Below are 24,611 nucleotides of genomic sequence, written 5' to 3' on the forward strand. Positions count from 1 at the left end.
GCCTTGTCTCCGTGATTCGGTGGCTCAGCTGGCGGCTTCGGCCAGCAGCGGGGCAATGGTTTGTTCGGTGGTTTGCGGCGCAGGCTGCCGGGCGCGGTGGTCGATCGGCAGGTCATAGGTGATGGTTGCGCCGTAGGCTTGTGGTGCGTGCGGGTCGTGTCGCAGCTTGTCGAACACCCACAGGCGGGTGCCGAGATGAAAGCCTTCCTTGATGTCGTGGGTGACCATGAAGATGGTCAGCTTGTGTTCCTGCCACAGGCGCAGCACCAGCTCATGCATGTCGGCGCGGATGCCCGGGTCGAGTGCGCCGAAGGGTTCGTCCAGCAGCAGAATGCGCGGCTTGCCGAGCAGCGCCTGAGCAATCGCCAGACGCTGTTTCATGCCGCCAGACAGCTCGTGCGGGTACTTCTTCAGCGCGTGGCCAAGGCCGACCTCCTTGAGGATGGCTTCGGCATCCAGGCGGGCCTGCTTGCGCTTGCTGCCGAACAGGTAACCGGTCAGCCCGCGCTGGGCAAAGCCGACGGCCGCCATGACGTTCTCCAGCACGGTCATGTGCGGGAACACCGAGTACTGCTGGAAGACGATGCCGCGATCCGGGCCGGGCTCATCGGCGATCGGCTTGCCGTCGAGCAGCAGCTCGCCGCTGGTGGGTGATTCGGTGCCCAGCAGCATCTTCAGAAAGGTGCTCTTGCCGCAGCCGGAGGCACCGACCAGAGTGACAAACTCGCCCTCTTGAACGGTGACGTTCAGGCGTTCGAGCACCGGGTTGCCGTCGTAGCTCTTGCCGACGTTCTTTACTTCAATCATCAGTGGGCTCCTTGGGCGTTCCACGGGAACAGGCGGCGCGACAGGGTCGCCAGCAGCCAGTCGAACAGGAAGGCCAGCAGGGTGATCCAGGCGACATACGGCAGGATCACGTCCATCGACATGTAGCGGCGGACCAGAAAGATGCGGTAGCCGAGGCCGTCGGTTGCGGCGATGGCCTCGGCGGCGATCAGGAACAGCCAGCCGGCACCGAGCGACAGGCGCACAGCGTCGATGAGCTTGGGCATCAGCTGCGGCAGCAGCACGCGGACCATGATCTGGCTGGTGTTGGCGCCGAGGGTCTGCGCCTTGACCAGTTGCTCGCTGGGGATTTCCTGGGTGCGGCGCTGGATGTCGCGGGCAATGAACGGGGTGATGCCGATGGCAATCAGGATCACCTTGGAGGCTTCACCCAGCCCGAACAGGATGAACAGCACCGGCAAGATCGCCAGCGGAGGAATCAGCGACACGACGGTCAGCAGTGGGCTGAAACCGGCGTTGACCAGCGGCAGGGAGCCGGTAAACAACCCCAGCGCCAGACCGATGGCTGCGGCGATCAGCACACCCAGTCCGAGTCGCTTCATGCTGCTGGCGGTGTCCTGCCAGAACAGGTATTCACCGGTGCGCTTGCTCGGCTCCAGCGCCATGCGGTCAATGGCAGCGCCCATCTGGCTGAAGGCGGGCAGCAGCTTGTCGTTGGCGTTTTCGGCCAGCCGCGCGTCCGAGGCCACTACGTAAAGCAAGAGCAGCAGGGCGAACGGCAGCAAACCCAGAAACAGTTTGCTGGCCGGTGGCGGTGTGAGGTTGATCAGTCGCTTCATATGCATCCCGCTGGGCGCCAGTTCGCGCCCTGTCTGGTTCTGGGCTCAGAGCTGGTTGTCGGCAGCCATCTGCATGTAGGTCGGGTCAAAGCGCAGCTTCAGGTTGCTGCTGTCGCCGTAGTCGCCGGCGGGCATCTGCACGCCGATAAAGCCGGCATCCGGTGCGCCGTCGCCGAGCAGGCCGTGGTCGAAGGAAAATTCGGCAACGTACTGCATGGTTTGTTTGAGTTGCGGGCTGTTGGTCAGCTCCAGCGCGGCGGCCGGGGTGTAGAACATCTCGGTCGCGGCGAGCTGCGCTTCATAACCGGCCAGATCGGTGCCGGAGGCTTCGGCCATGTAGCTGCGTGCGGCCACGCCTTGCTCGCTGTCGATGCTCATGGTCGCCATGATTTCGTACCAGGCGCCGGTCAGCGCCTTGCCCAGTTCCGGGTGGGCGGCGAGAGTGTCGGTGTTGATTACCAGCAGGTCGATGATCTCGCCCGGAATCTGCGCCGAGTTGAACACCACGGTGCTGCTGGGCTGTTGGCTGATTTCGCTCAGCAGCGGGTTCCAGGTGGCGACCGAGGTGACGTCGTCGGTGCCGTAGACGGCGACCATGTCGGCGTCGGAGGTGTTGACCACCTGCACGTCGGCTTCGCTCAGGCCAACTGAGTCCAGTGCGCGGGCCAGCAGATAGTGGGACACGCTCAGCTCGACCAGATTGACGTTCTGGCCCTTGATGGCGGCCAGCTCGCTTTCGCCCTTGAGCACGATGCCGTCGTTGCCGTTGGAGAAGTCGCCGACGATCAGCGCAGTACTGTCGACGCCGCCAGCGGCCGGGATGGTCAGCGCGTCCATGTTGGTCATGGTGCAGGCGTCGAACTCGCCCACGGTGTACTGGTTGATGGACTCGATGTAATCGTTGATCTGCACCACATCAATGTTGATGTCGTACTTGTCGGCCCACTTTTTGACGATGCCGCTCTCGGCGCCGTAGGCCCAGGGCATCCAGCCAGCGTAGATAGACCAGCAGACCTTGAAGCTGTCCTGTGCCTGGGCGGCGGTCGACAGCAGCATGGAGCTGAGCAGCAGGGCGGAGAATCTTTTCATTTGAACCTCTCAGTCAATGTCACGTGGAGCACTCCTGGCAGGGTTGCCAATCGTCTCCCGGGCTTTTATCCCGCCGTGTAACCTTTGTCTGAAAGGTCGAGTGCTCTCGGACCAGTCACCGCTACCGCGGCCGGAACCCTAGCGCTCTATTTGCAAATTGTGTGTTGCGCAGTGGTACGGAGTGCGAACGCTTGTATCAAAGCAATATGCGGACCAAACATCGGGAATGCCGGTATGACGGGGGCTGGCTGCCGCTGTGGGGTCGGCGGCTTGGTGTGCGTCGCACCGAAATGGTGCGCTATGGGTTGGGCGCTCGATCCAGATTGGTGCGCTAGCGTGGGCGCAGGTCGAGGTTGTCGAGCATCTGCGGCTGGCCAAACAGGTAGCCCTGCGCGTAGTCCACGCCCAGTTCCGTGACGGTGTTGAGGGTGGCCTGGTTGCCAACGTATTCGGCGATAACCTTCTTGCGCAGGTAGTGCCCCATTTCGGTGATGGACTTGACCAGGGCAAAGTCGACGTCACTGTTGTTGATGTCGCGCACGAAGTTGCCGTCGATCTTGATGAAGTCGACCGGCAGTTGTTTGAGGTAGGAGTAGGAGGACTGGCCCACGCCAAAGTCGTCCAGCGAGAAGCGACAGCCGATGCCGCGCATTTCGCCAATGAAGTCCGCGGCGTCCTCCAGGTTGGTGATGGCCACCGTCTCGGTAATCTCGAACACCAGCTTCTCGCGCGGCACCGGGTAGCGCACCATGGCGTCGAAGATAAAGTCCAGAAAGGTGTCGTCGTTCAGACTTTGCCCCGACAGGTTGACCGAAAAACCACCAAACAGTGGCAACTGCTCGGGGTTCTCGTGCATCCACAGCAGCACGTGCTCGATAACCCAGCGATCCACCGCTGCCATGCGGTTGTATTCTTCGGCCACCTTGATGAACTCGGCCGGGGGCATGGCCTCGCCCTGTTCATCCAATACGCTCAGCAGAATCTCGTAGTGGGGCAGGCTCCTGTTGCCGCCAATCGGCGTGATCTGCTGGCAGCGCAGGGCCAGGTTGTCGTTGTCCAGTGCGCGGTTGATACGCGTGACCCAGACCATGACCTGATCCAACGCTTCGAGCTGACGGTCGCCGGGGCGCACCATCAGCACGTCCTTGTAGCCCTTTTTCTTCGACAGGCTGGCGGCGGCCTCGACCGAACGCAGGCGCTCCATGGCCTGATTGCTGCCGCGGGCGATACCGGCCACGGCCAGCGCGCAGTTGATTACAAAGCTGTGCTCTTCGTAATGAAAGCGCGCTTCCTCAATTACTGCCTTGAGCTGGCGGGCGCTGGCGTAGCCCTGGTTTTCCACCTCTTCGTCCAGCAGCAGGGCAAACTGGTCTGCGCCCAGGCGGCCAATCAGGGTGCCCGGCGGCAGGAAGTTGGTCAGACGGCGCGCCAGTTCGCTGAGAAACTGATCGCCGGCGTCGTAGCCGCAGGCGTTGTTGATCACCTTGAACTGCAGGATGTCGATAAACATCAGGCTGCAGTGGCTGGACTCCTCATCGGGTGCCGGCGCGGCTATCTGCTGGGCCAGCGAGCGGCAGAAGGCTTTGCGGTTGAGAAAGCCGGTGAGCGGGTCATGGCAGGAGTCAAAGGCCAGTTTGTCGTAGACCTTTTGTACCAGCGCATCAAGGCCCTGCTCCACGGCGGGCAGGGCGGCTTCGCTGAGCAGGCTCAGGCGCCCGTCGCGCAGGGCCATGGCAATTTGCTTTTGCCCCAGGTCGAGGCTGCGGGTGCCCTGGTGATTGGCAAAGACAAACAGCCCGTAATCGTCGGCTATCCACACCAGTTGCAGCAGGCTGTCGGGCTGTCCTTCCTGGCTGTACTGAAACCACTGGTTATTGCGCAGGGCGCGGGCGCGGCGAATCCAGCGTTGCAGCGCCGGGGTCGGGGTGGCCGGCGGCGGCTGGTCATCGGCCGGCAGCGGCGGTACCTCAACGCTGACCAGCGGCACGCCGGCCGGATCGCAGGCCAGCAGACTGGAGACCTGCTTGAGCTGCTGTTGCGGGCTGAAGTGCAGGGTAGGAATCTTGGCCAGCCCCTTTTCCACCAGTTGCAGCAACTCAGCGTCGTCCAGCACCCGCTCTAGCGTGTTCAGATACTGTGGCTGGCGATTGGCAGCGAGCTGTTCGATCACCTGCAGGGTCATCGCCCAGCTGCGGCTGGCCACACCTTCGCGCAGGTAGCTGAGCAGCAGCAGGCTGCGCCAGCCGTGCTCCAGCAGGTCAGGCACTGCCTGGGGCACCGGCTTGGACAGGATACGGCTCAGCTCCTGATGGATCTGCCGGTTGGCGTGGCGCAGACGCTGTTTGCCGTCGCAGCTCTGGCGCAGACGCAGCAGGTTGCGCTCGATCAGGCGCTTCTCGCGGGTTACCAGTTGGTCGAGCTGGGCCATGCCCTGGGTGAAGCCGGCGTTGCTGGAGCTGTCGCCGAGGATGCCGTTGATGGCCTCGAGAATGACCGGTGTGTTGGCCGCGAGGTTGCTGCTGCCGCGGTCGGCCAGCAGCGCGATATGGTTCAGTGCCTGACGCGCCGGGTGACTGTCTTCGGCAAACAGGTCGGGGTTGTCCAGCAGACTGCGCAACAACGGCACCTGCAGTTTGCGAAAGGCATCGGCCAGCTCACCGTCGATGCGCTCGCCCTGCATGATGTTGTCGAACAGGCTTTCTACTGTATCGGCGGCGTCCTGCTCCTGCTCTGACAGTAACTTGCCCAGTCCCTTGGCCTGCTGCAGCAATTGGCGCAGGCCACCGCTGCGTTGCAGGCGGTCGCCGTCGGTCATGAGCTGCTGCTGCAGCTCGGCCAGTTGTTCCAGCGTTGCCTGCTGCTGCTCGGGCGAGTTGATGGCGCCGGCGCGCTGGCCCTGGGCCTGACGGTGCAGGGCCATCAGCTGGCTGGCAGTACCGTACGCGGTGGCGGCGGTATTGCCGCGCCGCGCAGGCGTGGCAGCGTCGGGCTGAGCTTTGGGCGGTTCGTCAGCGGCTACTGGCTGGGCGGCCTGGGATTTGGGTGGCTGAGTGGCGGCAGGGCGCGCCTGATCGGCCAGATAGCGGGTTACGTCGATACCGGGCAGGATGTCTGCGTCGATAAACAGCTGGTTGAGTTGCCGGTAGAGTGGCTCCAGCCCGCCGAGCACGGTTTGCTGCAGTACCCCGTAGACGACTTCAAGCTGCGGGTTGCCCAGCTCCAGGTGACGAATCTGATCGAAGAATCCGTTGCACAGCGCTGCCGGTGAAAAGGGGTTGGTGTTGCGCTTGCCGCCGGGCCGGCCAAAGGCTGCGTCGAGTCGAATCTGCAGCTCGATCAACTCGTTGCGCAGGCGTAGCTCAAAGCGCGAGATGATCACCCGCACTAGCAGCCAGTCTTCAAAGTCGTTCTTGGTCACCAGCGCCAAGGGCGCGTTTTGTTGCGGGTCGGCAGGGGAGTCCGGTATCTCGCCACGGCTGAGTGCTAGGGCATTGGTCACCAGGCTACGGCTGAGCGACGTGAAGATCTTCTGGCGTTGCTGGCGAAAGGCGCGCTGGGCAATCAGGTAGTGCTGCTGCGCCTCATTGGTCAGCTCCTTGTCGGCCGCCGCCAGCAGGGCGTGGTCAAGCTGATAGCAGAAGCCGGAGTAGTGCTGGTGCAGATACTGATGAATACGGCTGCAGGCGGCCTGCATGAGGTGTTGTTTTTGCCGCGGTGCCAGCATCGGCTGACGACCCTGCAAGGCGCCTTGAGCTGGGCCCTGATCATCCTGCTGGGCGGCCTGCGCGGCAGCTAGGTGCTGCAGTACGTGGTAGATCGCCGGGTCTGGATGACGCAGGCTGAGGCCCACGTAGTTCTCGCCAATGTGCATCAGGATGACAGGTAGATGCAGTGGCTGACGGCCCTGCTGGAAACTGACCGTAGCGGTGCCGTGCAGGCCTGGGCGCAGTGACAGCTGGCGCAGCACTCGCGTGGCCTCGTTTGGGGCAAAGGTCAGGCGCAGCCCGTTGCGGCTGTACTCACTGATGATGCAGCGGTGGGTATCGCTATCCGTGATTGCCAGCACTGCCTCTACTGCACAGGCGTGACGTGGCTCTTTGCGTTGTTCCATGGTCCTGGCTCGAGATGACCGCGCATGCCTGATGTCTTGTTCGGGCGTTGTCGCCTTCGCGTTGTTGGCTTGGTGAATAGAATAACGGCTCGATGCCTGCCGCGTCTCGCCTTGGCGAAAAAAGCTGAGCAATAGACTCTGCCAGTCTAAGTGCTGCTTGGCAAAATATCTGCTCACCTGCGGTGCATGCGCTGGGGTTCTTGCACCGTGGTTACGCTTGTTCAGATAGCGGCCGGCTGGCCGGTCACGGATGTTGCATGTAAAAACAACGACTTGAAAAAACTGGCACAGGGCTTGCTCTGCGCCCTGGGTGTCGGGCATCCCAACGGCGGGAATCCCGACCACACATATTTTCCGGACAAAGGCGTCCACCAACATGTCTGCGCACAGCGGCCATGTTTGTGGGCGCCTTTTTTTGTGCGCGTTTTTTGGGGAGGCATGAACATGGGGCTGAAATGTCGGGCAGGGATTACCGGGGCATGGCTGATGGGAGCCGTTCTGGCGATGGGCAGCAGTATGGTGTTGGCCGAGGCTACCTCTATCAGTCAGGCAGTAACCGGCGGCAAGGCGGGGCTGGATCTGCGTTATCGCTACGAATATGTGGATCAGGACGGCATCGACAAGAGCGCCGGCGCCTCAACACTGCGCACCCGTATCAACTTTGCCACTGCGCCCTATCGCGGCTTTGGCGCCTTTGTTGAAGCAGACGATGTCACCGTTATTGGCAGTGAGCGCTACAACAACGCTACCGGCCTGCCGAGCGCCAAGACCCAATATCCGGTCGTCGCCGACCCGGATGGCACCGAGATCAACCAGGCCTGGCTGAGCTATGCCGGGCTGGACGCCACCACCCTGAAGTTTGGTCGCCAGCGCATCATCTACGACAACGCCCGCTTTATCGGCAACGTCGGCTGGCGTCAGAACGAGCAGACTTACGACGGCTTCAGCCTGAGCAACAGCAGCCTGGCTGACACCACCCTCAATTACGCCTACGTCTACAACGTGAACCGCATCTTTGGTGAAGACTCGCCCAACGGTGATCTGGATACCAAGGCTCACTTCGTCAACCTGGCGTACGGCGGTTTTGATCTGGTCAAGATCACCGGGTACGGCTATTTCCTCGATCTGGAAGATGCACCGGCCGCCTCGAATAAAACCCTCGGCCTGCGCCTGACCGGAGCGCCCACGCTGAGCGAAGGCACCAGCCTCAGCTACGCGCTGGAGTACGCCCGGCAGAGCGACTATGAGGATGGCAGCAACATCGGCGCCGATTACTGGTTGGCCGAGCTGGGCCTGAATCTGGGCGGGCTGCAGCTGCTTGGCGGTTATGAGCTGCTGGGTGCCGACGACTCCGCTTTCAGCACGCCGCTGGCGACCGGACACGCCTTTAACGGCTGGGCTGACAAGTTCCTCAATACCCCGGCCAACGGCCTGCAAGACCTGTATCTGCAACTCGGCGGCACGCTGGCCGGCTTCAAACTGCAGGCGGTTTATCACGACTTTTCTGCTGACAAGGGCGGCGATGACTACGGCAGCGAACTGGATCTGCTGGCTGCCCGCAAGTTTGGCGATGTCACGCTCCTCGCCAAGTACGCCAGTTACAACGCCGACGAATTTGCCACCGATACCGACAAGCTCTGGCTGATGGCGCAGGTCGCCTTCTGAGCCGCTGGCTTTCCTTTGATCACTGTTTAACGGAGTACGACCATGAACACGTTCAAGCGCAAGTCTCTCGCTGCCACCCTCTCGCTCGCGGTTTCTCTGGGCCTCGGCAGCCTGCTGTCGACCTCGGCGCTGGCGGTTGAGGATCTGGAAAAGGAAGACCTGAAATTTGGCTTCATCAAACTGACCGACATGGCGCCGCTGGCCATTGCCTACGAGAAGGGCTTTTTCGAGGACGAGGGGCTGTATGTCACCCTCGAAGCGCAGGCCAACTGGAAAGTGCTGCTCGATCGCGTTATTGACGGTGAGCTGGACGGCGCGCACATGCTGGCGGGTCAGCCGTTGGGCGCGACAATCGGTTTTGGCACCCAGGCCGACATCATCACGGCCTTCTCGATGGACCTCAACGGCAACGGCATTACCGTGTCCAACGACGTCTGGGAAGAGATGAAAAAGCACATCCCGCTAGGCGCCGACGGCAAGCCCCAGCACCCGATCAGTGCGGCAGCGCTGAAGCCGGTAATCGAGCAGTATCAGGCCGCCGGCAAGCCGTTCAACATGGGCATGGTATTCCCGGTGTCGACCCACAACTACGAGCTGCGCTACTGGTTGGCGGCTGGTGGCATTCACCCGGGCTATTACGCGCCGCACAAGGGCGATACCTCAGGGCAGATTGATGCCCAGGCGCTGCTGTCGGTTACGCCGCCGCCGCAGATGCCGGCCACGCTGGAGGCTGGCACCATCTATGGCTACTGCGTCGGTGAGCCGTGGAATCAGCAGGCGGTGTTCAAGGGTATCGGCGTGCCGGTGATCACCGATTACGAGATCTGGAAGAACAACCCGGAGAAGGTGTTTGGCGTCAGCCAGGCGTGGGCGGATGAGAACCCCAACACCCACATCGCGGTGGTCAAGGCGCTGATACGTGCGGCCGCCTGGCTGGATGCGGACAACAACGCCAACCGGGGTGAGGCCGTGCAGATCCTGTCACAGCCTGCCTATGTGGGCGCCGATGCCGAGGTGATCGCCAACTCGATGACCGGCACCTTTGAATACGAGAAGGGCGACGTGCGCGAGGTGCCGGACTTCAACGTGTTCTTCCGCTACAACGCGACCTATCCCTACTACTCCGATGCCATCTGGTACCTGACGCAGATGCGCCGCTGGGGCCAGGTTGGGCAGGCTCAGCCGGACAGCTGGTATATGGACGTGGCGAAAAAGGTATACCGCCCGGACATCTATGCGCTGGCCGCGCAGGAGCTGATCGACGAAGGCACGCTGCCAGCAGAGGCCTTCCCGGACTTTGCCAGCGAGACTGGCTTTAAGCCGGCGACCAGCGAGTTCATCGATGGCGTGACCTACGACGGCACCCAGCCCAACGCCTATCTGCAGCAGTTCGAGATTGGCCTGAAGGGCGACACCCAACCGTAACCACAACAGCGCCCTGGCCAGCTGGCCGGGGCATCCATCCCGTGATGGCAGAGGTATGAGGCTATGAGCAACAAGCTGATCAACTATCTGGAAACCGCCGGCCTGAACTGGGCCGTACCTGTGGTGCGGCTGTGCCGTGGCGAGGATGCCCGCGAGCAGGCCAGCGAACTCTTTACCAAGGTCGGCCTGCCGCTGATCGCCGTGCTGGTGTTTCTGCTAGTGTGGTCGGTGGGCGCCTCACAGGTGAAAACCAGTCTGGGCGTGCTGCCCGGCCCGACCGCGGTCTGGCACCAGGCCGTCAACCTGTACGACGAGCACCAGGTGCAGCGCGACAAGGCGGACGCCTTCTATCAGCGGCAGGAGGAGCGCAACGCCGCCAAGCTGGAGCGCAACCCCGACGCCGAGATCAAGTGGCGCGAGTACACCGGCAAGCCGACCTTTTTCGACCAGATCGGCACCAGCCTGCTGACGGTGTTTACCGGCTTTGTGCTGGCGAGCCTGATTGCCATTCCCGTTGGTGTGGCCTGTGGTCTGAGCCCCAAGCTGTACGGCGCGATCAGCCCGCTGGTGCAGATCTTCAAGCCGGTGTCGCCGCTGGCCTGGTTGCCGATCGTGACCATGGTGGTGAGCGCGGTGTACATCTCTGACGATCCGCTGTTTCAGAAGTCGTTCATTACCTCGGCGGTCACCGTGACCCTGTGCTCGCTGTGGCCAACGCTGATCAACACGGCGGTGGCGGTGGCCTCCATCGACAAGGACTGGATCAACGTTGGCCGGGTGATCCGTCTGAACTGGAGCACCCAGGTATTCAAGATCGCCATCCCGGCGGCACTGCCGATGATCTTCACCGGCCTGCGTCTGTCGCTCGGGGTTGGCTGGATGGTGCTGATTGCCGCCGAAATGCTGGCGCAGAACCCGGGGCTGGGTAAGTTCGTCTGGGATGAATTCCAGAACGGCAGCTCCGACTCGCTGGGCCGCATCATGGTTGCGGTTATCACCATCGGCATCATCGGCTTTTTGCTGGATTGGCTGATGCTGACCCTGCAAGGCTTGCTGTCCCACCAGAAAGTTGCCGGCAACTGATCATCAGGAGAATTCACCATGTCTGTTATTGCCATGCGTAAAGAACTGCCCGAGCCGCCGGTCGATATCGCCGGCGAAGCGCCAAGCCGCCCGCGTGCCTTCCTTGATCTGTCCGGTGTGTCCATTGACTTTCCGACCCGCAAGGGCCCGTTTCGCGCGCTCGACGACGTTAACCTGAAGATCGCCAAGGGCGAGTTTGTGTCCATCATCGGGCACTCCGGCTGCGGCAAGTCGACGGTGCTGAACATTGTTGCCGGCCTGTATCAGGCGACCGAGGGCGGTGCGATCCTCAACGGTCGCGAGGTCAATCAGCCCGGGCCGGAGCGCGCGGTGGTGTTCCAGAACCACGCGTTGCTGCCCTGGCTGACCTGCTATCAGAACGTCGAGCTGGCAGTAAAAACCGTGTTCAAGGGCCGCAAGAGCAAGGCCGAGATGCGCGAGTGGATTGAGCACAACCTCAAGCTCGTGCACATGGACCACGCCATTCACAAGTATCCCGCCGAGATATCCGGCGGGATGAAGCAACGGGTAGGGATAGCAAGGGCGTTGGCAATGGAGCCCTCAGTGCTGCTCATGGACGAGCCCTTCGGGGCGCTGGATGCGCTGACCCGCGCCCACCTGCAAGACTCGGTGATGGAGATTCAGGCCGATCTGAATAACACCGTGATCATGGTGACCCACGATGTAGACGAGGCGGTTTTGCTGTCGGACAAGATCGTGATGATGACCAACGGCCCGGCTGCGACTGTAGGCGAGGTGCTGGAGGTGGATTTGGCGCGTCCGCGTGACCGCCTGGCGTTGGCCAGTGACGAGCGCTACAACTACTTCCGGTCGCAGGTGCTGAGTTTTCTCTACGAGCGCCAGCGCCGGCCGGCGGAGTAACGGTACAAAACCAGAAAGGGCCCGATTGGGCCCTTTCTGGTTACGGCTCAGCGGCCGTTGACGACTTCAAAGTTGACCGGGATGGTCAGTGCCAGCTGCTGCTCGGGCATGTCGTCCGGGAAGGGCGGGAAGGGCGAGGCCCGTTCCAGCATCTGGATGACCGCACGGTCCAGGCGCGCATAGCCGGAGCTCTGCCTGATCTCCGCTCCGGTGACGCTACCGTCACGTTGGATAACGAAGCTCAGCGTGGCGACACCTTCCTCACGCCGGCGGCGCGAGGCCGAAGGATAGCGCTTGTGGCGTGCCAGCTGGGCGGCGATCTTCGACTTGTAGTCAGTCGAGGCGCCGCCGGCGCCACCGGTGGTCGGCGCGCTGCCAACACCGCTGGAGCGACTCAGCTGTGAGCGGTTTTCCGACTGGCCCGGCTCAACGGCTTCATTGGCTGTGGGTTGCTCGGGGGCCGGTTCAGGCGCTACCTCTTCCTCACGCGGCGGCTCCGGTTTGGGCTTGGGCTTTTCGCGTACCTGAGCCTGTGCCTGCTGGCGCGGTGGCTCTGGCGGTGGCGGCGGTGGGGGCGGCGGCGGAGGTGTCGGCTTGGGCGGCGCGACCTCTTCCGGCTGCTCGGTTTCTTCGGCTTCACCCAGATCGCCCAGCATGCCCAGGTCAATCTCCACACCCAGCGCACCTTCGGCGGCGGCAGTGGCCACCGGCGCGTTGAAGTTGACGTAGGCAAAGACGCCCAGGTGCAGCGCCAGGGCGATGACCAGCGCGACGATCCAGTGCTGAGGACGAATCATGGCTGCTCCTCACCGGGCTGGGTCAGCAGGGTGATACGGCGAAAGCCTGCCGCCTTGATGCGCTGCATCAGCGCCTGCAGGGCTTCGACCGGGACATCACCATCGGCCTTGATGGCCAGGCTGAAGCTGTCCGGATCTTCGACCTGCTCGAAGGCCGCGATCAGCGGCGCATCAATGTCATCGAGGGCAATCTGCTCATCGTTCAGCCACAGCTGCTTGTCTGCATCGAGCAGAATCTGCAGGGCTTCGTCATCAACATAGGCCTCGCTGATGGACTCTGGCGGCGACACGAACGCAGCGTCTGACTTGCTGATCTGGCCGGCGACCATGAAGAAGATCAGCATCAGAAACACGATGTTGATCAACGGGATCAGCGCATCGTCACCGTTATCCTTGCGGTGGGTGTTCTCGGCAACCAGCTTCACGGCAACACTCCCGTCATGGAGACCTTCTGGGCACCGGCACGGTGCAGCTGATCCAGCAGGCTGACCAGTGTCTGCGTTTTGACCTCGGGCGCGGCCTCAACCGCATAGACTGCCTCGGGTGCTTCGGCGACCAGCGTGCGCAGGCCGTCCAGGTCGCTCAGCTGATAGGTCTTGCCATCGTGGGTCACGCGGCCGGCATCGCTTTCCACGCGCACTACCAGAATCTCATCCGGCGTGTTCTCGGTCTGGTTGGCCGAGGACAGCGAGATTTGCCGCCAGTGCATGAAGTTGGACGAGAGCATGAAGAACAGCAGCAGAATGAACACCACATCAATCAGTGGTGTCAGGCTGATACCGCGTCGCTTCTTGCCCGGAAAGGCCTCAAGCTGCATTGGCCACCTTCCCGCTGGCGTTGGACTGCGACTTGGGCTGGTGGGTAAAGACCTGGGTGACCGCATCGTTGATGGCGGCGGCAACGCGCTCCACGCGGCGCTCCAGCCAGCTGTGTACGGCAACGGTGGGGATCGCAACGGCCAGACCGACAGCGGTGGTCAGCAGGGCTTGCCAGATACCGCCCGACAGCACCGACGGATCAACACGGCTACCAGCCGCTTCCATATTCTGGAAGGCCACGATCATACCCAGTACGGTACCCAGCAGACCCAGCAGCGGCGCCAGGTTGGCAATGACTTCGAGCGGGCGCAGGAGCATTTTCAGCTGGTTGAGGCGGAAGGTAGCAACGCGCTCCAGCTCCTCGCGCAGCAGCGCTTGATCGGTACCGCTGCGCTTGCCACGCATGGCCAGCAGCAGAATCGACGGCACGGTTTGGCGCGTGTTCAGCTGAGCGATGGCGTCATCGGTGTGACCCTGATGCCAGAGCGCCAGGCTGCGACGCACGGCGCGGCTGCCTTCCGGGGCCGGCACATAGAATTGCCACAGCTTGATCAGCAGGATGGTCAGTGCCACGACCGACATGCCCAGCAGAATCCAGACCACCGGGCCACCGACGACCAGCCAGTCCTGCAGGGTTTCGGCCAGCGTGCGAGCTGTCTCGGCATTGTCAACTGCAGCGGCCATACTGGGGTCCAGGGGCGCGCCGTTCAGTGCATCGGCTGCACCGCTCAGACCACCGTCGGGCAGAGCACCCTCGGTGCCCGGAGTCGTCGCATCAGCCGGAGTAGTGGAAGCGCCTGCTGCCGTGGTTTCAGTGGCGGCAGAGGTGGTTTCGGTTGCGTCTGGAGCGGCGGCTTCGGTGGTCACAGTGGCCTCCAAGAGGGAAAATTGAGGCGCAAATGATATGGGTTCTCATTTTCTAGTGCAAGCGCTAGTGGCCGGATGTTGCAGCCGAGGGAATTTGACCTGACCAACGGAGTCAATAAAGAAACAAGGGCCCACTTGGGAAGCACTGGTCAATCCCACACGCCAGAGGGCATGGGGCATTAATCAGTGCATCCCTATTGACCGCCGGATCGCTTGGTCTTAAGGTTCGCTCCGAACGTTGAGGCTGGCACGATCCATACGGCTCAAGTACTGACGACGAGACAGCAAGACCGTCTTTAATAAGAGGACGGACTTATTGCTTTCGGCGCACGCCTTGGGAAGTAGGCGAACCAAAGTGGGGATACTGATCAGACGTTCGCACCCCCGGGTTGTGTGTTGGCCGAAAACGTTCAGAGTCGCTTCCGTCGGAAGGCGTACTGCAGGTTCCTGCTCAGGCGAGCAGAGCGCACGCGTGCACCTCTGCCCTGCATATCTGATCCTCTATTCGTCTCACACGGTCCGTCACCAGAACTTAACGCTTTGGAGCCGACGCCATGTCCATCAAAATGGAAGATTATTTCGACCGCGACACTTTTGGTCGCATCAAGGCCTGTGCCGATCAACACGAAACGCCCTTTCTCGTCGTTGACCTGAAAACCATTGACCGTGCTTACGACGAGCTGGTCGACGGCTTCCCCTTTGCCAAGGTGTACTACGCGGTAAAGGCCAACCCTGCCAATGAAGTACTGTCGCTGCTGCGCGACAAAGGCTCCAACTTCGACATCGCCTCCATCTATGAGCTGGAGAAGGTGCTGGCGCTGGGCGTCAAACCCGAACAGATCAGCTTTGGCAACACCATCAAGAAAGCCCGTCACATCCGTGCTTTCTATGAAAAGGGTGTGCGCCTGTACGCCACCGACTCCGAAGCTGACCTGCGCAACATCGCCAAGGCCGCACCGGGTTCGAAAATCTATGTCCGCATCCTGACCGAAGGCTCCACCACCGCCGACTGGCCGCTGTCGCGCAAGTTCGGCTGCCAGACCGACATGGCGATGGACCTGCTGGTGCTGGCCAAAGAGCTGGGCCTGGAGCCCTACGGTATTTCTTTCCACGTCGGTTCGCAGCAGCGCGACATCGGCGCCTGGGATGCTGCCATTGCCAAGGTCAAGGTGATCTTCGAGCGCCTGAAAGAGGAAGACAACATCACCCTGAAGATGATCAACATGGGTGGCGGCTTCCCGGCCAACTACATCACCAAGACCAACACCCTGCAGACCTACGCGGAAGAGATCACCCGCTTCCTGCAGGAAGACTTTGGTGACGAGCTGCCGGAAATCATCCTCGAGCCAGGCCGCTCCTTGATCGCCAACGCCGGTATTCTGGTCAGTGAAGTGGTGCTGGTATCGCGCAAGTCGCACACCGCACTGGAGCGCTGGGTGTATACCGACGTGGGCAAGTTCTCCGGCCTGATCGAAACCATGGACGAGTCCATCAAGTTCCCGCTGTGGACCGAGAAGCAGGGTGAACTGGAAGAAGCCGTCATCGCCGGCCCGACCTGCGACAGCGCCGACATCATGTACGAGCACTACAAATACGGCCTGCCGCTGAACCTGGCCATCGGCGACCGTCTGTACTGGCTGTCCACCGGTGCCTACACCACCAGCTACAGCGCCATCGAGTTCAACGGCTTCCCGCCGCTGGAAGCGATCTATGTCTGACGCGCGCAGCGCGTCAGACAGCGGCAAGCGGTAAGCTTCAAGCTGCAAGAGAAAACCCCGCGTCGGAAATGGCGCGGGGTTTTTGTTTGTGGGGCACAGGTCGCAGTTTCAATGTGCCGGCAGATGGTGTGCCAAGCAGCGGGTCACGGGTTGCTCTCGGGTTTGTTACATTTCGGGCAGGACACACAGACCGCATATAGGGAGTCGTATGCTTGAGATTGCGTTTTGGGGACTGATCGGACTGGTGCTGATTGGGCCGCTGTTTATGAATCTGGTCGGCCCTTTCATCGTTTGGCGGACGCAAAAAATTCCAACCATCGTCCAGTTTGAACCACTGTCCGATGATGACTTTTTCGAGCGATGCACTGAGGGTGTCCCCTATTTTGACGAGCAAATGATGGATGCTGGGTTCGTTGTGGTAGGCAACTCGTCACTGCACGATAGTCACACCGATACTTGGTTCCGCGTCTACTGGCACGAGCACCTGAAGTTGGCAGGAACGGTCGTCGGCATCAGTGCGACCAATCAGCCTGATCTTACCTACTGCGAGTTCTCGCAGAAATTCGTGGATGGCCGTTGGTTGAATGTTCTCAATGGCAACCGGCCGGAAGCTTATCCGCCGCTACCCATCAAACAGAGCTTCCAGTTCCCCAAGGTGATGGTTGTCGAGCAGTTGCTGTCGCTGCACGCGCAGCTGCGTCAGTGCCTGAAGGGCGATTCACGGCCAGTTGATTACCAAGCGGAGCAAGGCTTCGCCGAGATCACCGCCTTTCTGCGCGAAGAGTCGGATGCGCTGTTGGCCAAAGGATTGGTGAAGCCGGAAATTGATCCAGACGGGAAGCGGTCACTCACGCTGTACGGGGCGTTTGTGATGACGTGGCGCTCGGTGTGGCCAGGGCGGGTGATCGTGCTGGCGTTGAAGCGGCGAGATGCTATGCGGGTTATAGCGGGTGGCTAATGATGGCTGTGTTTCAAAGTGGCTCACCTACGAAGCAATGTTCGCGATGCCACGCTAGTAGGGTCGCGTCGGGTGAGAACTTACTTGGAAGCTGCAAGACGGCTCCTTGGTGAGCGAAGAAGGTGGCTGCCATATACGTGTTGCGTTGTTGGTCACGCAGTTCATTCGATAGGACGAGTCGGTAGTCGTCGGAGAACGTGATAAGCCCGCTGTCGAAAGCCTTGTCGAACATCAGGCTTAAGCACAGCCCGTTACTTGGGTTGAGCCGGTTTTGGATGTCGATGCGCCATGGGCGAATATGGCTGGCGATTAGGAAACGGTCATCGCTCAGTCCAGTGATACAGCAGCTATTGTTGTAGGCCGATAGAACTGCAGCACGAAATAGCTGTTGGCCCTTGCGGACTTTGGTTTTAGCGAAATGATCAGACTCTTGGTAAGAGGATGGATCTTCAGGCTCTTTGGTTGTTTCTGTACCAAGCGCAAAAGCCAGGGCTTGTTCCGCTAGTGGCATTACCGTGGACGTGTCACTGGTAAAGGTTTGCCACATCTGACGGTCAAGCTCTGACGCTCCAGGTAGGCCCTTTCGGCCAGTGCCGGTTATTTGGGGGTCAAGACTAGCGAGATTGCTTAGCTTCATTGCCAGCGAGTCCGGCGTGCGTTGCAACGACTTGGCAGCCTGAATAATTAGCGGCTGGCGACGGTGAAACTGGCCAAATGGCAGTTGGCAATACAAGCCGAGCGCGACAAGTAACTCGTCCTGAGTCCAGCGCTTTGCCATACAACCTCCTTGTGTGTGGGGAGTGAGCATCCTACCGCAATACAAACAAAAAGCCCGCCCCTGAACCCAGGGGCGGGCTTTTTAACATCGGGCAGCGCTTTTGCCGTTAGCTTGCCGCTTGAGGCTTAAAGCTTGCCGCTCCAGAAGTGAGCCGTTAGGCGAACTTCTGGATGTTAGCCATCAGCTCGCGCAGGGCTTCGATGTTGTCTTTCGGGTGGACGGCGCCTTCGAAGCTGCACAGCTGTTCGAAGTTGGCTGCAACGTCTTCCGGGGTGAAGCCTTCGTCCGGGTTGAAGCCGATACCCAGGGAGCGTTCCCAGCGTACCTTGCCCATCCAGCCGCCGCCGACTTCGAACAGGCTGCCGGTTTCTTTGCACTCTTCGGAGCACAGGTAGGTAACCAGCGGGCTGACCAGTTCAGGCTTCAGCTTGTCGAATGCGCCTTCCGGGAACAGGCCTTCGGTCATGCGAGTGCCGCCGGTGGGGGCAATGGCGTTGACGAAGATGTTGTTCTTGCGGCCTTCGATAGCCAGGGTACGGGTGAAGCCGTACAGGCCCAGCTTGGCCATGCCGTAGTTGGCCTGACCGAAGTTGCCGTAGATGCCGGACGTGGAGGAGGTGAAGATCACACGACCGAAGTTGTTGTTCTTCATGTGGTCCCAGGCGGCCTTGGTGGTCTTGTAGGCGCCTTCGACGTGGACTTTGTAGATCAGGTCCCAGTCAGCGTCGGTCATCTTGGCGAAGCTCTTGTCGCGCAGGATGCCGGCGTTGTTGACGACGATGTCGATGCGACCGAAGTTGTCCATCGCGCACTCAACGATGCGGTCACCGTTGATGACGTTGTCGGGGTTGGCGATGGCGGTGCCGCCAGCGGCTTTGATTTCTTCCACAACCTTGAGCGCGGCTTCGCTGTTGGCGCCTTCGCCGTTGGTGCTGCCACCCAGGTCGTTGACCACAACTTTGGCACCGTGCTTGGCAAACAGCAGGGCGTGGGCGCGGCCAATGCCGCCACCGGCACCGGTTACGATGACGACTTTGTCGTCGAAACGGATATCGCTCATGGGTTGTCCCCTAAATTCGTGTACGGATGAAAAAACGCCGATCAGTGTCGAACACTTGTTTGAACATGGCAAGGGGGTGGGGCGGCGGTGAATACTGGCTCATAAATGGCGCGAGCGGCGACATTGGCGCTTTTGCCGGGGTTCGGCCACGACATGTCGTGGCGCTACGGGGTTGATAAGGCGCTGGTGCTGCGCAGGAGGTATGGGCCAGCAGGTGGTGTGCAGTCGGGGCGTAGGGGCGCGGCATGCCGCGCCCGCAATGTGGGTTAGTCCTTGAAGTCGGCCTTGTCCAGGCCGTGGCGTTTCATCTTGTCGTAGAGGGTTTTGCGCGCCAGGCCAAGCTGCATCATGACCTCCTTGATACTGCCGTTGCAGGCCTTGAGCGCGCTGGCCAGCAGGCTGTGCTCGTAGGCGTCCAGCATCTCAGCCAGGGTTTGCTGGCCGCCAGCAGCAGGCAATTGCGCTGTTTCCGGGCCACTCAGGGCGGCGGTGCCCATCAGAACGTAGCGCTCGGCCAGGTTGCGCAGTTCCCGCACGTTGCCGGGCCAGTCGTGCTGCATGAGGGCGGCAGCCTGGGCGGCGTCCAGCGGGATGATCTCGCGGTCGTAGCGGGAGGCTGCAATCAGGGCGAAGTGGTGAAACAGCAGTGGCACGTCCTGCTTGCGCTCGCGCAGCGGCGGAATCTTGATCTGCACGACGTTGAGGCGGTAGTAGAGGTCGGAGCGAAATTCGCCGGCGTCGCTCAGGGCTTTGAGGTCGGACTTGGTGGCGGCGACGATGCGCACATCAACGGCAATCGGCTGGTTGCTGCCAAGGCGTTCGACCTTACGCTCCTCCAGCACGCGCAGCAGTTTGACCTGCAGGTTCAGCGGCATGCTTTCCAGTTCATCAAGAAACAATGTGCCTTTGTTGGCGTGCTCGAATTTGCCGATGCGGCGCTTGTCGGCACCGGTAAAGGCGCCGGCCTCGTGGCCGAACAGTTCGCTCTCGATCAGGTTTTCCGGCACCGCGCCGCAGTTGATGGCGACAAAGTTGTGGTCGCTGCGGTTGCTGTTCTCGTGGATGTAACGCGCGATGGCGTCTTTGCCCGAGCCGGTTTCGCCGTGCAGCAGGATGTCGGCGCTGGTGTTGAGCAGGGGCTCGAGCAGGCCGATCACGGTTTGCATGCTGGCCGAGTCGCCCAGCAGGCGCGGGCCGGGGCGGGTCAGGCCGCGCACCTGGGCCTTGAGGTGGCGGTTCTCCAGCGCCAGGCGGCGCTTGTCGAGGGCGCGTTTGATGATTTCGATCAGCCCGTCGTGATGGAACGGCTTTTCGATAAAGTCGTAGGCACCGTTGCGCATGGCGGCCACTGCCGTACTGATGTCGCCCTGCCCGGTGAGGATGATCAGCGGAATGCTGTCGTCGCAGTCGCGCACCGCCTGCAGTACGGCCAGGCCGTCCATGCCGGGCATGTGGTAGTCACAGAGGATGATGCCGGGGAAGTCGGCAGTCAGCTCGGCCAGCGCGCTGGGACCATCGGCAAAGGCGCGCACGGGCAGGTCTTCCAGCGCCAGGGTCTGGGTGATGGCCTGGCGGATGTGGGCGTCGTCATCGATAAAGAAAATCACGGGCTCGCTCATGGCCTCTCCGCGGGGTGCGCTGCGCCGCGCGGCGGCTGAAAGCGCAGGATAAAGTCGGCGCCGCGTGCATCGCGGCGGTTCTGGCCGGTCAGGCTGCCGCCCAGGGCATCCATGATCTGCCGTGAAATCGACAGGCCAAGGCCAAGGCCCTGTTTCATCGACTTGGTGGTGTAGAACGGCTCGAACAGTTGCTCGCTGTCAGCCGGCAGGCCGTGGCCATTGTCGCGCACGTGGCAGGTGATCTGGTGGTCGCTGCGCTGAATCTCCAGGCTGATCTGGCCATCGGGTACGGCCTCCACGGCATGCACGGCATTGGCAATCAGGTTGACCAGCACCTGCTCGATGCGAATCAGCTCGCCGTGTACGGGCACCGGTTGGTCAGGGCGCTGCCACTGGATATCAATACCGCGGCTGCTCTCCTGGGCGTTGATGATCTTCAGGGCCGCGTCGATGGGCTGGCGCAGATCAACCTGAGAGGGCAGGTCGGCAGACTTGCGGGCAAACACTTTGAACTGCCGGGTCAGCTCGGCCATGGTGTCGCACAGGCTGATGATCTCCTGGAGATTGGCCGCTACTGTCTCCTGCTCGCCACGCTCCAGAAAGCGTTGGCTGTTGCGCGCGTAGGCCTGAATGGCGGTCAGCGGCTGGTTCATCTCATGGTTTAGCCCGGCGGACATCTGTCCGAGTACGGCCAGCTTGGCAGACTGGATCAGCTCCTGCTGGGCGGCTTTCAGTTCGGTTTCGGCGCGCTCGCGTTCGCTGATCTCGGCCAGCAACTGGCGGTTGGAGGTTTCCAGGTCGGCCGTGCGCTCGGCCACGCGTTGTTCCAGCAGGGTGCTGCGCTGGGCCAGCTCGCCCTCGCGGCGGTGACGTTCGCGCAGGTACAGCCAGGTCAGCAGCACACCGGAGACCAGCAGGCAGCTGCCCAGCAGGAACAGAGTGCGCGCCCAGAATACCGGGCGGGTGTCGCTCAGTACGCGCAGGGTCCAGTCTTCGCTGGGCAGCGGCATGCTGACGCTGAGGTAGCTGCGCTGGCGTTGCTGCTCAGCGATCATCAGATATTCCGCATCGATACCCCAGGGTGTTGGCAGGGTGGTGGTGACCAACGGTGCAATGGCCTGGCGGTCGTAGCGTTGCTCCTCAACCAGTTGACGCTCCAGCCAGCTGTCCAGTGGTTTGATGCTGCGATACAGCCAGTCGGGGCGGCTGGCGATAAAGCTGACGCCCTGGGCGTCGGTAATCAGCATTTCGCTGGTACGGGCGGCGTCGGGCCGCTGCCACTGCTGCTCCAGTGCGGTGACCTGCACTTTCATGGTGATTACGCCGATGGGCTGGTTGCTGCCATCGTTGGGCATCACCGCCTGGGCAAAATACAGGCCGCGCACCCGCGAGGTGGTGCCCTGGGCAAAGTAGAACGCCGGTGCGCCGGGGTCAGCCATGGCGCGGCGAAAATAGGGGCGAAAGGCGAAGTTGCGGCCAATGAAGCTGGCGCTTTGCTGATAGTTGCTGGCGGCGATGGTGTGACCGCCGGCGTCCATCAGGTAGACATCCGAGCTGGCAACGATGGTTGCCATGGTTTGCATGATGCTGTTGGCAGCGTCGATATGCTGCGCCTGCTCGGGGCTGTTCAGGGCCTGGCGTAGCTGCGGATGCTGGGCTGCCAGAGCCACAATGGGTTCGTAGCGCTTGATCTCGTTGCTGATCAGCTGGCTGTAGCGAAAGGCCTCATCGCGCCCGTGTTGTTCCAGCTGGCGATAACCAAAATGACCGCCAAGCTGCCATGCCAGCAGGGCGATCAGGCTGAAACACAGGGCGATGGGCAGATTTTTTTTCATGGTCTGGTGTTCGTGGGCTCCACGCGAGCGTAGCCCCAGCCAGCAGGCCGGACAACCCGCAATGTGCAGGTTGTCCGGTTTTGGCTCAGGCAGCCGGTGCCAGCTGACGCGCGCCGAGTTTCTTTTGCAGGCCAGCGGCAAGCACGGCAGTGGCGATGCCGACCAGGTCGGTCAGTCCGCCGCCCTCGATCATCAGGAAGGCCGCGACGATCAGCAGGCCGCGTACCAGCCAGTTGGTGCGCAGGTTCATGAACCAGCCCTGTACGCCGGCCGACAGCAGGTAGACGCCCGCGCTGGCGGTGATCAGTGCCTGGATGATGGCCGGGATGCTGTCGTTCATCAGCAGAGCGCTGTTGTAGAAGAACATGAACGGCACGATAAACGCGGCCAGACCAATCTTGAACGAGGCAACCGAGGTCTGCATCGGGTTGGCACCCGAGATGCCCGCTGCAGCGAACGAGGCCAGCGCGACCGGCGGGGTGATCGCCGAGACGACCGCAAAGTAGAACACAAAGAAGTGCGCAGTCAGCGGGTCGATGCCGAGCTGGATAAGACCGGGAGCCACGACCGAGGCGGCGACCGCGTAGGCGGCTGTGGTCGGCATCCCCATGCCCAGTACGATGGAGATCAGCATCGCGAAGACCAGGGCCAGCAGCTGGCTGGCGTCAGCCAGGCCCAGCAGCATGGAGGAGAAGCGCGCGCCGACACCGGTCAGGGCGATGACGCCTACGATCACACCGGCACAGGCACAGACGACGATGATCTGGATCGACATAATGCCGGCCAGCTCCAGTGCCTTGAGCATGCCGCGCAGGCCCATCTTGTTGGGCGACAGCCAGCTGACCACCGCAGCGGCAACGGTTGCCAGGGTGCCGGCACGGATGACCGAGTAGCCGAGGAACAGGGCCACCACCAGGATCAGAATCGGCACAAACAGATAGACCTGACGCAGCAGCGCCTTGAGCTGCGGCAGCTCGTCTTTGCGCATGCCGCGCATGCCGGTCTTCGCCGCTTCCAGATCGACCATGAAGTACACCGAGGCGAAGTACAGAATCGCCGGGATAACCGCGGCAATCGCGATCTCGGTGTAGGGGATACCGGTGATCTCGGCCATGATGAAGGCGCCTGCGCCCATGATCGGCGGCATGATCTGGCCACCGGTGGAGGCAGCGGCTTCAACCGCGCCGGCGGTCTTTTTGCTGTAGCCGACTTTCTTCATCAGCGGGATGGTCAGCGAGCCGGTGGAGACCACGTTCCCGGCGCTGGTGCCGTTGATCATGCCCATCAGGCCGGAAGCAAAAATCGACACCTTGGCCGGGCCGCCGCGTGAACGACCGGCGCAGGCAAAGGCGAAGTTGACGAAGTAGTCACCCACCTTCGAGGCCTGCAGGAACGCAGCGAAGATGATGAACAGAATGATGTAGGTCGAGGATACAGCGGTGGTCGGGCCCAGTACGCCGATGTCGGTGTAGACCTGACTGAAGAAGCGCTGAATGCTCAGGCCCGGATAGCCCAGGAAGCTCGGCAGGTGCGGGCCGGCGAACACGTAGGCAACAAACAGCAGGGCGATGACTACCAGCGCCAGACCAGCCACGCGGCGGGTCATTTCCATGATCAGCGCGGTACCGGCTACAGCGGCAAAGCTCATGCCGATGGGCGCGAACGGGGTGCCGGTGCTCATGCGCAGCGGTGAGTTGAAGATCACCAGAAAGTAACCGGCGCTGGCCAGCGAGCAGACAATCAGCACTAGGTCGGGCAGGTTGAAGCCGCTGCGCTGCTGGCGGTGCAGCCAGCTCAGCACAATGCCGACACCGGTGGCGGCCAGCAGCGGCCAGCCGTAGTGCAGAGTCTCGATCTCGACCGGCACGCGCATGGCGCCGCCCTTGAGCAGCAGGTACATCGAGACGGTTTGCCACAGGGCGTAGCCCGCCGGCAGCAGGGCGCCGACGGCGGCAACGTTCATCCAGCGTTGCAGGGTGCTGGGGACCTCGGTAAAACCGCGACCCGAGAACAGCAGGTAGCCCAGAATCAGCGCGCCGCACACGTGCACGATGCGGTAGCTCCAGGTCTCCATCGGAGAAATGTTCAGCACGTAAAGGTGAAATGCCGAGTACAGGATGGCCAGCACGGCCATGCCGTGCATGCGCCAACCTTGATACAGGCGGCGGTTGCCCTCAACGGGTTCGTCGTCCACGCCTTCTGCCATGACCGGAGCGGTGGGCGCGAGGGTGGCGTGCGGATCATCCGCATGGGAGTGAGTTTGCTGAGTCATGGTGCACCT

Annotated in this window: 19 protein-coding genes and 1 riboswitch; of the genes, 6 read left to right on the plus strand and 13 right to left on the minus strand. The window is 61.8% G+C overall.

The features are described 5' to 3' along the window. Positions 1-24: 24 nt before the first annotated feature. The 4 genes from BM116_RS05165 to BM116_RS05180 form a co-directional block, all read right to left on the minus strand. Positions 25-807, minus strand: coding sequence for an ABC transporter ATP-binding protein (locus BM116_RS05165; RefSeq protein WP_083728655.1), 783 nt, complete (start codon positions 805-807; stop codon positions 25-27). Then, the gene (locus BM116_RS05170; protein WP_083728656.1) at positions 807-1,625 is read right to left on the minus strand and encodes an ABC transporter permease; all 819 of its coding nucleotides are present in this window, start codon (positions 1,623-1,625) and stop codon (positions 807-809) included. The genes BM116_RS05165 and BM116_RS05170 overlap by 1 nt, the downstream gene beginning before the upstream one ends. Positions 1,626-1,670: 45 nt before the next feature. Beyond that, a complete protein-coding gene (locus BM116_RS05175) occupies positions 1,671-2,714 on the minus strand; it encodes a putative urea ABC transporter substrate-binding protein (protein WP_083728657.1) in 1,044 nt (347 codons plus the stop codon). Between the two features lie 52 nt (positions 2,715-2,766). Next, positions 2,767-2,867, minus strand: a riboswitch (guanidine-I (ykkC/yxkD leader). A gap of 178 nt (positions 2,868-3,045) precedes the next feature. Beyond that, complete coding sequence (locus BM116_RS05180; protein WP_169847314.1) at positions 3,046-6,825, minus strand: DUF1631 family protein; 3,780 nt, start codon at positions 6,823-6,825, stop codon at positions 3,046-3,048. A 486-nt stretch (positions 6,826-7,311) separates the two neighbouring features. Between BM116_RS05180 and BM116_RS05185 the strand changes: the two genes are divergently transcribed. From BM116_RS05185 to BM116_RS05200, 4 genes are all read left to right on the plus strand, one after another. After that, entirely contained in the window at positions 7,312-8,490 is a 1,179-nt protein-coding gene (locus BM116_RS05185) for an alginate export family protein (protein ID WP_169847315.1), read from the plus strand. Between the two features lie 42 nt (positions 8,491-8,532). Further along, entirely contained in the window at positions 8,533-9,915 is a 1,383-nt protein-coding gene (locus BM116_RS05190; protein ID WP_083728660.1) for a CmpA/NrtA family ABC transporter substrate-binding protein, read from the plus strand. A 63-nt stretch (positions 9,916-9,978) separates the two neighbouring features. Next, on the plus strand, positions 9,979-10,998 hold the full coding sequence (locus BM116_RS05195; RefSeq protein ID WP_083728661.1) for an ABC transporter permease: 1,020 nt from the start codon (positions 9,979-9,981) through the stop codon (positions 10,996-10,998). 18 nt (positions 10,999-11,016) lie between these two features. Further along, positions 11,017-11,880 (plus strand): ABC transporter ATP-binding protein, encoded by an 864-nt coding sequence (locus BM116_RS05200; protein ID WP_407920300.1) that lies wholly within the window; start codon positions 11,017-11,019, stop codon positions 11,878-11,880. A 47-nt stretch (positions 11,881-11,927) separates the two neighbouring features. On the opposite strand, the gene BM116_RS05205 is transcribed toward BM116_RS05200, so the two are convergent. The 4 genes from BM116_RS05205 to BM116_RS05220 are packed head-to-tail and all read right to left on the minus strand — an operon-like array spanning position 11,928 to position 14,362. Further along, a complete protein-coding gene (locus tag BM116_RS05205) occupies positions 11,928-12,677 on the minus strand; it encodes an energy transducer TonB (protein ID WP_090475036.1) in 750 nt (249 codons plus the stop codon). After that, positions 12,674-13,102, minus strand: a complete 429-nt coding sequence (locus BM116_RS05210; RefSeq protein ID WP_083728742.1) for an ExbD/TolR family protein — start codon at positions 13,100-13,102, stop codon at positions 12,674-12,676. Before BM116_RS05210 ends, BM116_RS05205 begins: the two co-directional genes overlap by 4 nt. Further along, the gene (locus tag BM116_RS05215) at positions 13,099-13,494 is read right to left on the minus strand and encodes an ExbD/TolR family protein (protein ID WP_169847317.1); all 396 of its coding nucleotides are present in this window, start codon (positions 13,492-13,494) and stop codon (positions 13,099-13,101) included. Before BM116_RS05215 ends, BM116_RS05210 begins: the two co-directional genes overlap by 4 nt. After that, the gene (locus tag BM116_RS05220; protein WP_211276312.1) at positions 13,484-14,362 is read right to left on the minus strand and encodes a MotA/TolQ/ExbB proton channel family protein; all 879 of its coding nucleotides are present in this window, start codon (positions 14,360-14,362) and stop codon (positions 13,484-13,486) included. Before BM116_RS05220 ends, BM116_RS05215 begins: the two co-directional genes overlap by 11 nt. A gap of 554 nt (positions 14,363-14,916) precedes the next feature. Here BM116_RS05220 and BM116_RS05225 point away from each other — a divergent pair. Then, positions 14,917-16,080, plus strand: a complete 1,164-nt coding sequence (locus BM116_RS05225; RefSeq protein WP_083728738.1) for a type III PLP-dependent enzyme — start codon at positions 14,917-14,919, stop codon at positions 16,078-16,080. A gap of 208 nt (positions 16,081-16,288) precedes the next feature. Continuing rightward, the gene (locus BM116_RS05230; RefSeq protein WP_083728736.1) at positions 16,289-17,038 is read left to right on the plus strand and encodes a hypothetical protein; all 750 of its coding nucleotides are present in this window, start codon (positions 16,289-16,291) and stop codon (positions 17,036-17,038) included. A 13-nt stretch (positions 17,039-17,051) separates the two neighbouring features. Here the strand turns inward: BM116_RS05230 and BM116_RS05235 are convergent, their stop codons facing one another. The 5 genes from BM116_RS05235 to BM116_RS05255 form a co-directional block, all read right to left on the minus strand. After that, positions 17,052-17,816, minus strand: coding sequence for an HNH endonuclease (locus BM116_RS05235; protein WP_083728734.1), 765 nt, complete (start codon positions 17,814-17,816; stop codon positions 17,052-17,054). A 154-nt stretch (positions 17,817-17,970) separates the two neighbouring features. Further along, positions 17,971-18,876, minus strand: a complete 906-nt coding sequence (locus tag BM116_RS05240) for an SDR family oxidoreductase (RefSeq protein ID WP_083728732.1) — start codon at positions 18,874-18,876, stop codon at positions 17,971-17,973. 266 nt (positions 18,877-19,142) lie between these two features. Then, entirely contained in the window at positions 19,143-20,495 is a 1,353-nt protein-coding gene (locus BM116_RS05245; RefSeq protein WP_083728730.1) for a sigma-54-dependent transcriptional regulator, read from the minus strand. After that, the gene (locus BM116_RS05250) at positions 20,492-22,330 is read right to left on the minus strand and encodes a sensor histidine kinase (protein ID WP_083728728.1); all 1,839 of its coding nucleotides are present in this window, start codon (positions 22,328-22,330) and stop codon (positions 20,492-20,494) included. Before BM116_RS05250 ends, BM116_RS05245 begins: the two co-directional genes overlap by 4 nt. An 85-nt stretch (positions 22,331-22,415) precedes the next feature. Further along, positions 22,416-24,536 carry a TRAP transporter permease gene (locus BM116_RS05255; RefSeq protein ID WP_235846704.1) on the minus strand — a complete coding sequence of 707 codons (2,121 nt, stop codon included), beginning with the start codon at positions 24,534-24,536 and terminating at the stop codon, positions 22,416-22,418. Positions 24,537-24,611: the final 75 nt, after the last annotated feature.

This window comes from Halopseudomonas pachastrellae, from assembly GCF_900114765.1.
Taxonomy (GTDB): Bacteria; Pseudomonadota; Gammaproteobacteria; order Pseudomonadales; family Pseudomonadaceae; genus Halopseudomonas; species Halopseudomonas pachastrellae.